The organism is Arthrobacter zhaoguopingii (genome assembly GCF_009828595.1).
GTDB classification, from domain to species: Bacteria; Actinomycetota; Actinomycetes; order Actinomycetales; family Micrococcaceae; genus Arthrobacter_D; species Arthrobacter_D zhaoguopingii.
The window spans coordinates 13839-28683 of the sequence record NZ_WPNY01000006.1 but is presented as its reverse complement, the minus strand read 5'-3'; the positions used below and the strand labels follow the sequence as shown (position 1 = coordinate 28683).

Below are 14845 nucleotides of genomic sequence, written 5' to 3'. Positions count from 1 at the left end.
CCCGTCCGGGCCCACCTGTAGGGTTGAACGCGTGACGAACTCCTCCCAGACCTCCGCCCCTGGCACCTCCTTCGACATCCGCAGCCTCCCCAAGGTCTCCCTCCACGACCACCTCGACGGGGGCCTGCGCCCCGCGACCATTCTCGAGCTGGCGGCCGAGGTGGGGCATACCCTCCCGGCCTCCGACCCGGAAGCGCTCGGCCGGTGGTTCCTCGACTCCGCCGATTCCGGATCGCTGGTGCGCTACCTCGAGACCTTCGACCACACCATCGCCGTCATGCAGACCCGCGGCGCCCTGGTGCGGGTGGCCCGCGAGTTCGTCGAGGACCTCGCGGCCGACGGCGTCGTCTACGGCGAGGTGCGCTGGGCTCCCGAGCAGCACACCGCCCAGGGCCTGAGCCTGGATGAGGCCGTCGAGGCCGTGCAGGAAGGGCTCTCCGCGGGCGTCGCGTCCGCCCGGGCCGCCGGGCGGGCCATCCAGGTCGGCCAGCTCATCACCGCCATGCGCCACGCCGACCGCGGCCAGGAAATCGCCGAACTTGCCGTCCGGCACCGGGACCGCGGCGCCGTGGGCTTCGACATCGCCGGAGCCGAAAAGGGCTTCCCGCCCTCCCGGCTTGCCGACGCGTTCACCTACCTCGCCGCCCACCAGTTCCCCGCCACCGTCCACGCCGGCGAGGCCGACGGGCTGGAGAGCATCGTCGACGCGCTGGTCTCCGGGCGGGCACTGCGCCTCGGCCATGGGGTGCGGATCGCCGAGGACATCTCCCTCGAGGGCGCCGACGCCACCGGGAACGGGGAGGACGGCGTCGAGACCGCCATCCTGGGCCGGGTTGCCGCCTGGGTGCGCGACCGCGGGATCGCCCTGGAGCTGTGCCCGTCGTCGAACCTGCAGACCGGGGCGGTTGAGTCCTTCGGGAACGACATCGGAAGCCACCCGATCGACATGCTGTACCAGCTGGGCTTCAAGGTCACAGTGAACACCGACAACCGGCTGATGAGCGGGGTGAGCCTGACCGGGGAGTTCGAACTCCTCGCCGACACCTTCGGGTACGACCTCAGCGACCTGCTGGAGCTGACCCTCAACGCCGTCGACGCCGCCTTCCTTCCCCTCGAGGACCGGGAGGCCCTGACGGAGTACGTCGTGTCCGAGTTCGAGACCGCCGCCTCCTAGGCCGCCATGCCCGACGCACCCAAATCCGCCGACCCGGCGGGCGGCGCCGGCGCCGCGGTTGACCGCCTCGTTGAGGTCATCGCCGTCCTGCGGGCCCGGTGCCCGTGGATGGGCGCCCTCACCCACGCCTCGCTCGTGCAGTACCTGATCGAGGAGAGCTACGAGCTCGTCGAGGCCCTCGAAGCGCTCGGCGGGCCCGCCGGCGCGGAGGCCGGGACCGCCGGGGCGCGGACCGAGCTGCTGGGGGAGCTGGGCGACGTGCTGCTGCAGGTGGTGCTTCACGCCCAGCTTCAACACGAGCAGGGCGGCTTCGGCCTGCGGGAGGTAGCGGAGGGGCTGACAGCCAAGATGATCCGCAGGAACCCCCACGTCTTCGCTGCCGACGGTTCGCTGGTGGCCTCCGGCGGCGGTGCGGGCGCCAGCGCCGAGGAGATCGCCCGGACCTGGCAAACGGTGAAGGAGCGCGAACGGCCGGACCGCGCCTCGGCCTTCGACGGTATTCCTCGGCACCTGCCCGCCCTCGCCCGCGCCGCCTCGAGCCTGCACCGGGCCGGGGCACTCGGCGCGCTGCCCGACCCCGACGACGCGGCCGCGCCCGACGGAGCCGCATCCGGCGCGGCCGGCCCGCACACCGAGGAGGAGCTCGGCGATGCCCTCTTCGCGCTGGTGCGCGGTGCCGCCTCCCGGGGGCTCGACCCGGAGCGGGCCCTGCGCGCCGCCGTCCGCCGCTTCCAGGACTCGGTGGCCGGTCCTGCGCCGGGTGGAGCCGGGTGACGGGCGTCCGCCGCCCGCGGCGGTGAACTACGCTTAAGACGGCACTGCCAACGCTTTGACCACCGTCCCGCGGTGGAATCTCGACCACTCCAACCCAAAGGAGCATTTCCATGGCAATCATCGACGCCATCCACGCGAGGGAAATCCTCGACTCCCGCGGCAACCCCACCGTTGAGGTGGAGGTCCTGCTCGACGACGACACCTTCGGCCGCGCCGCCGTTCCCTCCGGCGCCTCCACCGGTGCCTTCGAAGCCAACGAACGCCGCGACGGCGATAAGGCCCGCTACCTGGGCAAGGGCGTCCTGCAGGCCGTCGAGGCGGTCATCGACCAGATCCAGCCCGCCCTCCTCGGCTTCGACGCCGCCGACCAGCGCGCCATCGACCAGGCGATGCTCGACCTCGACGGCACCGAGAACAAGTCAAGCCTCGGCGCCAACGCCATGCTGGGCGTCTCGCTCGCCGTGGCCCGCGCCGCCGCCGAATCCTCGGCCCTGCCGCTCTACCGCTACCTGGGCGGCCCCAACGCGCACGTCCTCCCCGTGCCCCTGATGAACATCCTCAACGGCGGCTCCCACGCGGACTCCGACGTCGACATCCAGGAATTCATGATCGTCCCCCTCGGTGCCGCCTCCTTCTCCGAGGGCCTACGCTGGGGCGTCGAGGTCTACCACGAGCTCAAGGCCGTCCTCAAGGAAAAGGGCCTCGCCACGGGCCTCGGCGACGAGGGCGGCTTCGCCCCGAACCTTCCCTCGAACCGGGACGCGCTCGACCTGATCACCACCGCGGTGGAGCGGGCCGGCTACAAGCCCGGAACCGACATCGCGTTCGCCCTTGACGTCGCGGCCTCGGAGTTCTACAGCGACGGGGTCTACACGTTCGAGGGCAAGTCCCTCAGCACCGCCGAGATGAGCGCCTACTACGAAGAGCTGGTGCGCGACTACCCGCTGGTGTCCATCGAGGATCCCCTGGACGAGGAGGACTGGGAGGGCTGGAAGGCCCTCACCGCGTCCCTCGGCGACAAGGTCCAGATCGTCGGCGACGACCTGTTCGTCACCAACCCCACCCGCCTCGAGCGCGGAATCACCGCCGACACGGCCAACTCGCTGCTGGTCAAGGTCAACCAGATCGGCACGCTGACCGAGACCCTCGACGCGATCTCGCTGGCCCAGCGCTCGGGCTACACCACGATCACCTCGCACCGCTCCGGCGAGACCGAGGACACCACGATCGCCGACATCTGTGTTGCCACGAACGCCGGCCAGATCAAGACCGGCGCCCCCGCGCGGTCCGAGCGCGTCGCGAAGTACAACCAGCTGCTGCGCATCGAAGAGGAACTCGACGACGCCGCCCGTTATGCCGGGCGCAGCGCCTTCCCGCGTTTCACTGCATAGTTGAACCGGAGGGCAGTTACCCTCGTTAGACGGGGTCCGTAAGGATCCCGTCGCAGCAACCAGCCGAGGAGTGCCATGTCTGCCCGCCGCCCCAATGTGCCGCGTGCCGTCCGTCCGTCGCCCCACGCGGCGGACCGGACGGCTGCCGGGGCGCCCCCGGCGAAACCCGGCGCCCATGCGGGGCAGGTCGGAGGGCCGCCGGCGGACCGCGTCCGGACCAAGCCCGCCGCCGCCACGGCACCCGCACCCCAGCCCGCCCCGGCCCGGAAACATCCAACGCCGTCCGAGGTCCGGGCCGCCGAACGGGAGCAGCTCGCCGGGGCCATCCGCAGGGCCGGGGCCAGCGCCGTCCGCCCCCGGAACCGCGTGATCGTTCCGGCCGAGGATGCCAAACCCATTCCGGCGCAGTCGTTTTCCGGACGCCTGCTGGCGCTGGCCCTCGTCCTCGTTGCGGTGATCGTGCTGCTCGTCCCCTCGGTGACCAACTACCTCCGCCAGCAGGGCGAGGTGGCGGCCCTTCGGGACCAGATCGCCGAGCAGCAGCAGGCCCAGGAGCAGCACCGGGCGGATCTGGCCCGCTGGGACGACCCCGCCTACATCAAGCAGCAGGCTCGTGAACGCATCTTCCTCGTGATGCCGGGGGAGAAGCGCTACCTCGTCAAGGGTGGCTCGGGCATCGAGGAGTCAACCGGCACCGGCTCCGCCGGACAGCCCGAGGACCTCCCGTGGGTCGACTCGCTGTGGGAATCGGTCTCCCGCGCCGCGACGGACTGACAACACTCGAACACCTGCCCGCACGGGCAGCAAGGAAGGACCCCAAGTGGCTCAGCAGGACGAGCGGACCCCCACGGACCGGGACCACGAGGTCCTGAGCCGCCAGCTCGGGCGGCCGGTCCGCGACGTCGTCGAGATCGGGGCGCGGTGCGTGTGCGGCAACCCGCTGGTGGCCGTGACCGCACCCCGCCTCGGCAACGGCATTCCCTTTCCCACCACCTACTACCTGACCCACCCGGTGATCACCTCCGCCGTGTCCCGGCTCGAGGCCGACGGCGTGATGACGGAAATGACCGGGCGGCTCGGCCGGGACGCCGACCTCGCCGCACGGTACCGGGCCGCGCACGAGGCCTACCTTGCCGCACGCGAGGAGGTCGGGAGGCGGGCCGGGACGGGCCCGGTTCCCGAGATCGCCGGGGTATCCGCCGGCGGCATGCCCACCCGGGTGAAGTGCCTCCACGTGCTGGTCGGGCACTCCCTGGCCGCAGGGCCCGGCGTCAACCCACTGGGCGACGAGGCGCTTGAGGGCATCGCCGAGTGGTGGACCGCCGACGTTTGCTACTGCACCGGCGCCTGGGACACCTCCGGCGAGCCGCCGTCGGCCGACCTCAGCCGGCACACCAAGACCCAGGGACTCAGCCCCGAAGAGCTCGAGCGCAAGCGTGCCGGGCGACGAGCCGAAGCACAGGAGAAACAATGAGGACCGCCGCGGTTGACTGTGGAACGAACTCCATCCGGCTGCTGATCGCCGACATCGAGGACGGCGTGCTGACCGACGTCGAACGGCGCATGAGGGTGGTGAGGCTCGGGGAGGGGGTCGACGCCACCGGCCGGCTCTCCGAGGCCGCCCTGACGCGGACCTTCGAAGCCACCGAGGAATATGCCGAACTGATCCGCCGGCACGGCGCCGAAGGGCTCCGCTTCGTCGCCACCTCCGCCTCCCGCGACGCCGAGAACCGGGACGTCTTCGTCGAGGGCATCCGCCAGCGCCTCGGCGTCGAGCCCGAGGTGGTCAGCGGTGACGAGGAGGCTTCGCTGTCCTTTCGCGGCGCCGTGAGCGTGCTCGACGTGCCCGACACGGATACGGTGATGGTCGTAGACCTCGGCGGCGGCAGCACCGAGTTCGTCGCGGGGCGCGGCGGCGTCGTGACCGCTGCCCGGAGCATGGACATGGGCTGCGTCCGGTTCACCGAACGCTTCCTCCGCTCCGATCCGCCCACCGGGGCCGAAATCGAGGCGATGGAACGCGAGGTCCGCGCGCTGATCAGCGAGGCCGGACGCGAGGTGCCCTTCGGGGAGGTGAGCACTTTGATCGGTGTCGCCGGAAGTATCACCACGGTGACAGCGCACGCGCTTCAGCTTCCCTCCTACCTTCCGGAGCGCATCCACGGCGCACGCCTGAGCACCACCGCCATCGCCGGAGCCGCCGACGACCTGCTGCGCCGCGACCGGGCCGCCCGCGCGGCCCTGCCCTACATGCACCCCGGCCGGGTCGACGTCATCGGCGCCGGGGCCCTGATCTGGAAGTGCGTCGTCGAGCACATCGCCGAGGCCACCGGCGGCCGGGTCGACTCCGCCGTGGCCAGCGAACACGACATCCTCGACGGCATCGCCCTCAGCGTTCCCGCCCTCCGGAAGTGATTTTTTGACCTTTTCGCCCTCCAGCGCCCTTTCACCCACCCGGGCGGCCCGCCGCCGAGCCTCCCGAGCCGCCGCGGCGGTCCTCGCCGCGGCAATGCTGCTGTGCACTGCCGCCCCGGCCCGGGCCGACCACGTCCGGGACAAGCAGTACTGGCTGGAGGACTACGGGGTAACCGAGGCCTGGAAGTCAACCCAGGGCGAAGGGGTCAAGGTCGCGGTGATCGACAGCGGCGTCGACAGCTCCCACCCCGACCTGCGCGGCGCCGTCACCGCCGGGATCGACGCCTCGGGCGCCGGGCGCGGGGACGGCCAGCAGGGCATCGGGGAGGTCCCCGAGCACGGGACCCTCGTGTCGACCCTCCTCGCCGGCAGGGGGCATGGGCCGCGTCCCACCGAAGGGGCCGCGCAGTCCCCGCTCGAAGCTTACGGCCAGGGCCCCAACGGCATCGTCGGGGTGGCCCCGAAGGCTGACCTGCTCGCCGTGTCGGTGTGGATCGAGGGGCCCAACAGCGGCCCCAACCCGGCGGGGGTCGGCACGGACGAGCAGATCCCCAATGCCGTGCGCTGGGCGGTGGACAACGGGGCCAAGGTCATCAACATGTCGCTCGGGAGCACCTCGACCACCTGGCCCGAGAGCTGGGACGAGGCGTTCCTCTACGCCGAGAAGCGCGACGTCGTCATCGTGGCCGCCGCGGGCAACCGGGCGGGCGGGCTCACCCAGGTCGGCGCACCCGCCACCATTCCCGGCGTCCTGTCGGTCGCGGGGCTGGACCGCAGCGGGGTCGCGAGCAGGGAATCCTCGTCCGAGGGCATCAGCATCGCCGTCGCGGCGCCGTCGGAGAACCTTGTCGGCGGGCTGCCCGGGGCTTTCTACGCCGAATGGTCGGGAACCTCGGGCGCCGCGCCGCTCGTCTCCGGGGTGGCGGCGCTGATCCGCTCCAAGTACCCGGAGCTGAGCGCCGCGCAGGTCATCAACCGCATTGTCGGAACGGCCCGCGACGCCGGCGCGCCGGGCTTCGACACCATCTACGGGCACGGCATCCTGGACGTCGCCGCCGCCGTCGGCCCCGGGGTCGAGGTCCCCGAGGCCAACCAGCTCGGCAGCATCGAGCAGTGGATCCAGGTGTACCGGCGGGGGAAGCCGCCCGCCGAGGCGGCACCTCCGGCTCCGGCCGAGAACACGGCCGCTCCCGACATCCCGGCCGCCCCGGTCCCGCAGGCCCACGAAGGGGCCGGATCCTCGACGGTGCTGCCCCCGGTGGTGGTCCTGGGCTTCTCCGGCCTGTTCGTCCTGCTCCTGGTGGCCGGAACCGTCCACGTCCTGCGTGTCCGCCGCGCCGAGCGCCTGGCGCCCCCGCGGGAGGAGCCGGACACCGGTGCCTTCGACGTCCCGCAGCGGACCGACCGCCCAGCGGAAACCGGTCACGGGAGCGCGCGCGGCTGAGCAGGTAGAGGTTCCTCACAGTTAGTGAAGACTTTCACAAAGTCCGGTACTATCGAGCCATGGCATCGAACTCACTGTTCTCTGATCGTCCGCGCATCCTCGTCGTCGGAGGCGGCTACGTCGGCCTCTACGTGGCCCGCAATCTGCAGAAGAAGGTGAAGTCCCACGGTGGCATTGTCACCCTGGTCGACCCCCTTCCCTACATGACGTACCAGCCGTTCCTCCCCGAGGTGGCCGCCGGAAGCATCGAGGCGCGCCACGCCATCGTCTCGCACCGCGTCCACCTGCCCCAGACCGAGCTCATCAGCGGCCGGGTCACGTCGGTCGACCACGCCGCGCGCACCGCCACGATCGAGCCCGCAGGCGAGGGTGAGCCGTTTACGCTCGGCTACACCGACATCGTCATGGCCGCCGGCGCGATCACCCGCACCTTCCCCATCGAGGGGCTGAAGGACCAGGGCATCGGCCTGAAGACGATCGAAGAGGCCGTCGCGCTGCGCAACCAGATCCTCGAGCGGATCGAGACCGGCTCGCTGATGCCCGCCGGCCCGGCCCGGGACCGCATGCTGACCTTCGTCGTCGTCGGCGGCGGGTTCGCCGGCATCGAAGCCATCACCGAGATGGAGGACATGGCCCGCGATGCGGTGAAGAAGAACGCCCGCCTCAAACGCTCCGACGTCCGCTTCGTACTGATCGAGGCCATGCCGCGCGTCATGCCCGAGGTCACCGAGCAGCAGGCCGTCTGGGTCGTCGAGCACCTGCGCTCACGCGGCATCCAGGTCCTGCTCAACACCTCGCTTGCCAGCGCCGTGGACGGCAACCTGAAGCTGATCAACATGCCGGACAAGACCCCGGCCGACGAGTTCGCCTCCGACACCCTCATCTGGACCGCGGGCGTGCAGGCCAACCCGGTCGTCCGCTCCACCGATTTCCCGGTCGATGACCGCGGCCGCCTGCGCGCGAACGCCGAGCTGCGCATCACCGGTGACGACGGACCCCTCCAGCACGCCTGGACCGCCGGCGACGTCGCGGCCGTGCCCGACCTCAGCGGCGGCGGCGTGGGAGGGTTCTGCGTCCCCAACGCCCAGCACGCCGTGCGCCAGGCGAAGCGCCTCGCCAAGAACATCTACGCGCAGAACTACGGCGTAGGCCGCGTCCAGGAGTACAAGCACACCAACCTGGGTGCCGTCGCGGGCTTCGGTACCTTCAAGGGTGTCGCCAACATCATGGGCTTTGGGATGCGCGGCTTCCCGGCCTGGCTGGCCCACCGCGGGTACCACGGCATGGCCATGCCGATGTTCGAGCGCAAGGCCCGGGTCATCTCCAACTGGTCGATGAGCTTCATCTTCGGCAGGGACCTTGCCCCGATCGCGGACCTGCAGACCCCGCGCCGCCAGTTCCGCAACGCCGCCACTCCGCCGCCGAAGAAGGACACCGCCCTTCAGTCGGCACCTCCGGTCCCGGCCGGAAAGGCAAGCGGCAAGGCTGCCTCGAACGCCTGATCCAACCGGTCCGCCGGAGACGACGGTGGGTTCCCGCAGACGCGGGGGCCCGCCGTCGCTGCTTAACCGGTGATGCACTCCAGCCCGGGGTTCACCCGGTGCCCGCAACGCCCGCCCGCCCCTGGAGCGGGCGCGGGTGTCCCGGCGCGATATTCTTGACCTGCGGAGCATCCGCCCCAGTAGCCCAATGGCAGAGGCACCAGACTTAAAATCTGTTCAGTGTCGGTTCGAGTCCGACCTGGGGTACCACCGGGCCCGCCGGCCCGGCACCCAAGCAGTTCCTTCCGTCCGCCGGCGGCCCCAGTGCCGAGGCTCACTTGCCGAGGCCCCAGGTAAGGCCGCACTGACGGCGGGCGTTGACATCGCGCGCATGCCGGGCCGTCCGACCGCCGCCGCTGCCCACGGTCGGCTTTCACCGTCCGCAGCAATCGCGCCCACACCTCGACGGGCGGAGGGACGCATCTCCGCCCGATCATCGCCCGACCGCCCCCTGTGTCAACCCCGCCGAGCCCTCGGTGTGACGAGCGTTACAAGGATGTAACCGGATTCCCTTATGTTCGGCCCATTTTTGCATTAGCTTTTCTACATACCAGGAACACCTGGTGAGTGCATCAAAGGCTGACGACGCCTTTCGGTCGAGGAGAAAAATTGATGACTGTAACACGCAACCCGATGCGGTCCGGCATCGGGGAGAATGCTCCGCGCGCAGCGAAGATCGCAGCCCTCAGCCTGGGTATTGCACTCTTTGCCTCGGGCTGTGGCGGCGGAGGCGGCGGATCCACTGCCCCCGAAGACGGCGCTGATCCCAGCGCCTCGGCGTCCGCCCAGACCGCGGGCGCACTGTCCTGCCCGCCCAGCGAAGGCGGCGAGGCGGCGGAAGCCGGCGAGAAGGGCGACCCCTCGGCGGTCCCCGAGGCGGAGACCGTCACCGATACGCCCCTGAAGCTCGGGTCGATCCTGCCGACCACCGGAACCCTCGCGTTCCTCGGCCCGCCGGAAATCGCGGGCGTGAACCTCGCGGTCAAGGAAGTCAACGAAGCAGGCGGAGTCCTCGGCAAGGAAATCTCGGTGGTCCACCGCGACTCGGGCGACACCACCACCGACATCGCCACCCAGTCGGTCACCGACCTCCTGTCCCAGGATGTCAGCGGCATCATCGGCGCGGCCTCGTCCGGTGTCTCCAAGACCGTCATCAACCAGATCACCGGAGCGGGCGTCGTGCAGTTCTCGCCGGCGAACACCTCCCCGGAGTTCACGGACTGGGATGACAAGGGTCTGTACTGGCGCACCGCGCCTTCGGACGTCCTGCAGGGACGCACCCTCGGCAACTACATCATGTCCTGCGGCGCCCAGACCGTGGGCATGATCGTCCTCAACGACGCTTACGGCACCGGCCTGCAGGCCAACATCACCGAGACCGTCGAAGGAGCCGGCGGCCAGGTCGTCGCCGCCGAACTGTTCAATGAAGGTGACTCCCAGTTCAGCAGCCAGGTCGATGCGGTGGTCGCGGCCAAGCCCGACGCCATCGTCATCATCACCTTCGACCAGGCCAAGAGCATCGTCCCGCTGCTCACCGGCAAGGGCATCGACCCCTCGAGCATGTTCATGGTCGACGGCAACACCACCGACTACAGCGAGGACCTGGAGCCGGGCACCCTCGAGGGCGCCCAGGGCACCATCCCCGGTCCGTTCACCGGAGATGAATTCCAGACGGCTCTGCTTGAGATCGATCCCAAGCTGACCAGCTGGAGCTACGCCGGTGAAAGCTACGACGCCGTCAACCTGATGTCGCTGGCAGCAGAGGCTGCGGGCAGCACCGAGGGTACCGCCATCGCGGGAGAGCTTGAGGCTGTCTCCAAGGACGGCGAGAAGTGCTTTGACTTCGCCGGCTGCGTGACGCTGCTGCGCGAGGGTGAGGACATCGACTACGACGGTATCTCCGGCCCGGTCTCCTTCGACGAGAACGGCGATCCCACCGAAGCCGCCATCGGCATCTACCAGTACGACGAGAACAACGTGCCGCAGCCGAGCCGTTCCGAGGTTGGCAAGCTCTAACCTCCGGATCTCGGGTCAGCACATCCGCTGCATTGGAAGGCCCCGTCCACCAGGGCGGGGCCTTCCGCCTGTCCGGGCCTTCCGCCTGTGCGGGCCTTCTGAGCACCACTTAACGACAAACGCACCCGATATATCGGGTGCGTTTGTCGTTAAGTGACGCGTGTGTCGTTATCGGGTGCGTTTGTCGGTTTCGTTGTGACGGGGGGAACGGGCGACGGCGTAGGAGCCCCGGCGCAGCGCGGCGGCCCACTCATAGGCCGACGCCGTGGGCAGGGGATTGCGGACCGGGTCGAACCGCAGGTCCTCCTGGCCCTGATCGGGGTTTACGGTGAGCGTGAGGGTTCCAAACGGGATCCAGGGCCCCAGTGGACGGGCATAGGACAACTCCATCGACCAGGGGCGTCCCGCGAGCCTGCGCCGGAAGGCCGTCAGCGTCGCCGGTAGCCGCCCGGAGGGTCCCGTGCTTCGCGCGGCCAGGAGGACCGGCCCGCGTGCTCCCCGGTACGGCATCATGGTGGTCAACGGGGAGCGGGCGATGTTCAGCCGGGGGACCAGCACGAACCGGCCCACCGGGGAACTCCCCGTCGAGGCCAGCAGCACATCGGCCTGCGCGTCGCCGGAGGGGATCCTCACCGCGAGTCCGATGATGTCCGGCAGGGGACCGGGCAGGCCCACCGACCGTGAGAGCCGCGCCTCGACCGGGGTGCTGCCCGCGGTGTCGAGCCATGGGATGCCGCTTGAGGCACCTCCGTCGACGGCGAGGTATCCCGTCAGGCGTACCCCGCGAGGGTGGATGGGGCGGGAAGGCCGGAGCACCTTCAGCACCCGGAACACTCCCATGAACCCCCTGCCGGCCACTCGGGCCGGTGCCGGGCCCCTCGGCTCTGCAACCCTCGGTGCTGTGCCCTTCGGTTTTGCAACCCTCGGTGCCTTGCCCCCCGGTTGCGTGCGCCCTGGTGCCGCGCTCCCGTGACCTGCGTTCATTGCGTCCTTCCCTGTCTGCCGTGGAACCGTCCGAGCCCTGCGGCAGGGACGGTCCCCGGCAGTCTAAAGGCGCGCCAGCAGGGCTTCCATCTCCTTAATTTCGGCCTCCTGCGCTTGCACTATCGACGCGGCGAGGTCTCTGGCACCGGGATCGGCGCCGGCATCCAGCTCCTGTTCCGCCATGTCGATGGCGCCCTTGTGGTGTTCGATCATCCCAGCAAGGAACAGCCGCGACGCCTCGTCGCCCTCGGCGCCCGCGAGCTCCTCAAGCTGTTCACCGCTCATCATCCCGTCTCCGGTGCCCCCGCCGGCAGCGTCCTCCCCGCCGTGTCCGGAACCGTGGCCGGCTCCGCTGCCGCCGTCCGCGCTGGGCTTCCCCCACGCGTCGAGCCAGGTCTTCATCGTTCGGATCTCCGGCGCCTGGGCGGCCTTGATGCGGGTGGCCAGCGCCTTAACCTCCGGGTCGATCCCGGTCTTGGCGAGCATTCGATCGCTCATTTCCACGGCCTGCTCGTGGTGCGGGATCATTCCGGCGGCGAACTCCATGTCGGCGGCGTTGGACAGTCCGGCCGACACTGCAGGGGAGCTGGACGTTGACGGCGGCGCCTGTCCGGCCTCCGGGCCGGCTCCGCAGCCGGCGAGGATCAGGACCAGGGCGAGGCCGCTCAGGGCCGGGTAGCGTTTCATGTTTCTTCTCCTTCGGGTTCTTGAGTGGACCAACACTTCGGGCTCGAGGTGTCAGCGGCGTTCAGCGGGGCGTTGCCGCGAGGCGCCGCGGGTCGAGGTTGAGCCGGCGCAGCAGCTGGGCGTTGAGTGCCACAACGATCGTCGAGACGCTCATCAGCACGGCTCCGGCCGCAGGGGACAACAGCACCCCGGCGAAAGCCAGCACGCCGGCCGCCAGCGGCACCGCGGCCACGTTGTACCCGGCGGCCCAGACGAGGTTCTGGATCATCTTCCGGTAGCTGGCCCGCGACAGGTCGATCATCGACAGCACCGCGCGCGGGTCATTGCCGGCGAGCACCACCCCTGCGGTCTCGATGGCGACGTCGGTCCCTCCGCCGATCGCGATCCCGACCTCCGCACGTGCCAGCGCAGGGGAGTCGTTGACGCCGTCACCGACCATCGCCACGGTCAATCCCCGCGACTGGAGTTCGGCGACCTTCGCGTCCTTGTCCTGCGGGAGGACCTCAGCGAAGACCTCGTCCACACCCAGGTCGCGGGCCACCGCGTCGGCGACCTGCCGGGCGTCACCGGTGATCATCGCGACCTTGACCCCACGGTCCTGCAGCGCCTTCACCGCAGCACGGGACTCGTCCCGCACCCGGTCCTCAAGCGCCAGCGCCCCGATGACGCTGCCGTCGCGGACCACGGAGAGCACCGACGCCCCGCGGGCCGTCCATTGAGCCACCGGCCCGGCAATGCCAGCCGGGATGTCGAGGGAGAGCTCCCGCAGGAGGTTCGGCCCGCCGACGAGGACCTCGGAGCCGGCCACGGTGGCCCGCACGCCGCGTCCGGTCATTGAGGAGAACCCGGTTCCCGCATAGGCGAGCTCCATCGCCCCGGCGTCCCCGGCGGCGGCTTGGGCCACGGCCCGCGCCACAGGATGCTCGCTGTCGGCCTCTGCCGCGCCCGCAAGCGCCAGCAGCCGGGAGTGGCTGATGCCGGGCACGGCGGCCACGCCGGTGACCTCCGGGCGGCCCTCGGTGAGGGTCCCGGTCTTGTCGAAGAGCACGACGTCGATGGTGCGCATCCGCTCCAGCGCCAGCCGGTCCTTGATCAGCACCCCGGCCCGGGCAGCCCGCTCGGTCGACAGCGCGATCACCAGAGGGATAGCCAGGCCCAGGGCATGGGGGCAGGCGATGACCAGCACCGTCACCGTGCGGACGACGGCGTCCTCCGGGCTTCCGAGGGCCAGCCAGGCGAGGAAGGTTACGATGCCGGCGCCCAGGGCGAAGTAGAACAGCAGTGCGGCGGCCCGGTCCGCCAGGGCCTGGGCCCGGGAGGAGGAGGCCTGGGCGTCGGCGACGAGCCGCTGGATGCCCGCCAGTGCCGTGTCACCGCCGACCGCTGTCACCGCCACGCGCACGGCGTTGTCGGTGGCCACGGTGCCCGCCGTCACGGGGTCGCCCTTCCGGCGCAGCACGGTGCGCGATTCACCGGTGATCATCGATTCGTCGAACTCGGCCGCGCCCTCGGTGACCGTGCCGTCGGCGGGCACCCGGGCCCCCGACCGCACCAGGACGACGTCGCCGGGGGCCAGAGATGACACCGGGACGGTTTCGATTCCGTCCGCGGTGACCCGATCGGCCTCGTCGGGCAGCAGGGCCGCGAGGGCGTCGAGGGCGCCGGCGGCTGAGCCGAGGGCGCGCATCTCCATCCAGTGACCCAGGAGCATGATGACGATCAGCAGGGCGAGTTCCCACCAGAAGTCCAGGTCGAACCCGCCAAGGCCGAGGGTGGTGCTCCAGGAGGCGGCGAAGGCCACGGTGATGGCCATGGCGATCAGCAGCATCATCCCGGGCCGCCGCGACCTCAGCTCGCCCCACCCGCCGCGGAGGAAGGGGGTACCGCCGTAGATGAAGATGGCCGTGCCCAGCACCGGGGAGATCAGTGCCGCGCCCGGGAAGGTCGGCAGGCTGTACCCAAGGATCATGGCGAACATTGGGCTGAAGGCGACGACCGGGACGGCGAGGGCGAGGCTGATCCAGAACCTGCTGCGGAACATGGCGGTGCTGTGCCCGGCATGCTGGCCCGAGGCGTGGACCTCGTGGTCTCCGTGACCGGCATGACCGGCATGACCGGTGGGCGCTTCGCCGTGGTGTGCCGCCCCGGGGGTCGACTGTGACCGGGGCCGACCAGGCGGAGAGGCCGGGGACCCGCCGGGGCGCGGGGGAGAGGCTGGCGCCACGGGGGAGTGCTGGTGCGCCCCGGGGGAATGCTGGGTTCGATGCTGCATGGGAGGCTCCTTGACCCGACCAGGTGATGCTGACGTACCGAACATATACCCCTGGGGGGTATGCGTCAAGGGGTAGCCGTGATGGAATCAGCGGCGGTCGGGGGGCTGACCAGCCTCGGGCTTAAACAGCTGCGGGCGGCCCGTTTC

The 14845-nt window shown here is 70.5% G+C and carries 12 protein-coding genes and 1 tRNA gene; 10 read left to right on the top strand and 3 right to left on the bottom strand.

What is annotated here, in order from left to right; translation table 11 throughout:
• Positions 1-31: 31 nt before the first annotated feature.
• From GVV86_RS09560 to GVV86_RS09515, 10 genes are all read left to right on the top strand, one after another.
• On the top strand, positions 32-1174 hold the full coding sequence (locus GVV86_RS09560) for an adenosine deaminase (RefSeq protein ID WP_159615623.1): 1143 nt from the start codon (positions 32-34) through the stop codon (positions 1172-1174).
• 6 nt (positions 1175-1180) lie between these two features.
• Complete coding sequence (locus GVV86_RS09555; RefSeq protein WP_246199560.1) at positions 1181-1948, top strand: MazG nucleotide pyrophosphohydrolase domain-containing protein; 768 nt, start codon at positions 1181-1183, stop codon at positions 1946-1948.
• A gap of 110 nt (positions 1949-2058) precedes the next feature.
• Positions 2059-3339, top strand: coding sequence for a phosphopyruvate hydratase (gene eno, locus GVV86_RS09550; protein WP_159615625.1), 1281 nt, complete (start codon positions 2059-2061; stop codon positions 3337-3339).
• A gap of 75 nt (positions 3340-3414) precedes the next feature.
• A complete protein-coding gene (locus GVV86_RS18470) occupies positions 3415-4113 on the top strand; it encodes an FtsB family cell division protein (protein ID WP_201291418.1) in 699 nt (232 codons plus the stop codon).
• Between the two features lie 46 nt (positions 4114-4159).
• Positions 4160-4813, top strand: coding sequence for a DUF501 domain-containing protein (locus GVV86_RS09540; protein WP_159802651.1), 654 nt, complete (start codon positions 4160-4162; stop codon positions 4811-4813).
• Positions 4810-5754: a Ppx/GppA phosphatase family protein gene (locus tag GVV86_RS09535; protein WP_159802650.1), complete on the top strand. Its 945-nt coding sequence runs from the start codon at positions 4810-4812 to the stop codon at positions 5752-5754. Before GVV86_RS09540 ends, GVV86_RS09535 begins: the two co-directional genes overlap by 4 nt.
• 94 nt (positions 5755-5848) lie before the next feature.
• Complete coding sequence (locus tag GVV86_RS09530) at positions 5849-7198, top strand: S8 family serine peptidase (RefSeq protein ID WP_159802749.1); 1350 nt, start codon at positions 5849-5851, stop codon at positions 7196-7198.
• Positions 7199-7257: 59 nt separating this feature from the next.
• Positions 7258-8700: an NAD(P)/FAD-dependent oxidoreductase gene (locus GVV86_RS09525; RefSeq protein WP_159615631.1), complete on the top strand. Its 1443-nt coding sequence runs from the start codon at positions 7258-7260 to the stop codon at positions 8698-8700.
• Positions 8701-8873: 173 nt separating this feature from the next.
• Positions 8874-8949 (top strand) — tRNA-Leu (locus GVV86_RS09520).
• Between the two features lie 402 nt (positions 8950-9351).
• A complete protein-coding gene (locus GVV86_RS09515) occupies positions 9352-10755 on the top strand; it encodes an ABC transporter substrate-binding protein (protein WP_159615633.1) in 1404 nt (467 codons plus the stop codon).
• A gap of 168 nt (positions 10756-10923) precedes the next feature.
• Here GVV86_RS09515 and GVV86_RS09510 read toward each other — a convergent pair whose 3' ends face one another.
• The 3 genes from GVV86_RS09510 to GVV86_RS09500 all read right to left on the bottom strand — a co-directional run bounded on the left by GVV86_RS09510 (position 10924) and on the right by GVV86_RS09500 (position 14698).
• Positions 10924-11595 (bottom strand): hypothetical protein, encoded by a 672-nt coding sequence (locus GVV86_RS09510; RefSeq protein WP_159802649.1) that lies wholly within the window; start codon positions 11593-11595, stop codon positions 10924-10926.
• A 207-nt stretch (positions 11596-11802) separates the two neighbouring features.
• Positions 11803-12426, bottom strand: a complete 624-nt coding sequence (locus GVV86_RS09505) for a DUF305 domain-containing protein (protein WP_159802648.1) — start codon at positions 12424-12426, stop codon at positions 11803-11805.
• Positions 12427-12487: 61 nt separating this feature from the next.
• Positions 12488-14698, bottom strand: a complete 2211-nt coding sequence (locus GVV86_RS09500; RefSeq protein ID WP_159802647.1) for a copper-translocating P-type ATPase — start codon at positions 14696-14698, stop codon at positions 12488-12490.
• Positions 14699-14845: the final 147 nt, after the last annotated feature.

What these genes read in the sequence shown, in the direction of transcription:
- GVV86_RS09555 (WP_246199560.1), top strand. Translation starts at nt 1,181, where the DNA reads ATGCCCGACGCACCCAAATCCGCCGACCCGGCGGGCGGCGCCGGCGCC.
- GVV86_RS09505 (WP_159802648.1), bottom strand. Translation starts at nt 12,426, where the DNA reads ATGAAACGCTACCCGGCCCTGAGCGGCCTCGCCCTGGTCCTGATCCTC.
- eno (WP_159615625.1), top strand. Translation starts at nt 2,059, where the DNA reads ATGGCAATCATCGACGCCATCCACGCGAGGGAAATCCTCGACTCCCGC.
- GVV86_RS09530 (WP_159802749.1), top strand. Translation starts at nt 5,849, where the DNA reads ATGCTGCTGTGCACTGCCGCCCCGGCCCGGGCCGACCACGTCCGGGAC.
- GVV86_RS09515 (WP_159615633.1), top strand. Translation starts at nt 9,352, where the DNA reads ATGACTGTAACACGCAACCCGATGCGGTCCGGCATCGGGGAGAATGCT.
- GVV86_RS09510 (WP_159802649.1), bottom strand. Translation starts at nt 11,595, where the DNA reads ATGGGAGTGTTCCGGGTGCTGAAGGTGCTCCGGCCTTCCCGCCCCATC.
- GVV86_RS18470 (WP_201291418.1), top strand. Translation starts at nt 3,415, where the DNA reads ATGTCTGCCCGCCGCCCCAATGTGCCGCGTGCCGTCCGTCCGTCGCCC.
- GVV86_RS09535 (WP_159802650.1), top strand. Translation starts at nt 4,810, where the DNA reads ATGAGGACCGCCGCGGTTGACTGTGGAACGAACTCCATCCGGCTGCTG.
- GVV86_RS09500 (WP_159802647.1), bottom strand. Translation starts at nt 14,698, where the DNA reads ATGCAGCATCGAACCCAGCATTCCCCCGGGGCGCACCAGCACTCCCCC.
- GVV86_RS09525 (WP_159615631.1), top strand. Translation starts at nt 7,258, where the DNA reads ATGGCATCGAACTCACTGTTCTCTGATCGTCCGCGCATCCTCGTCGTC.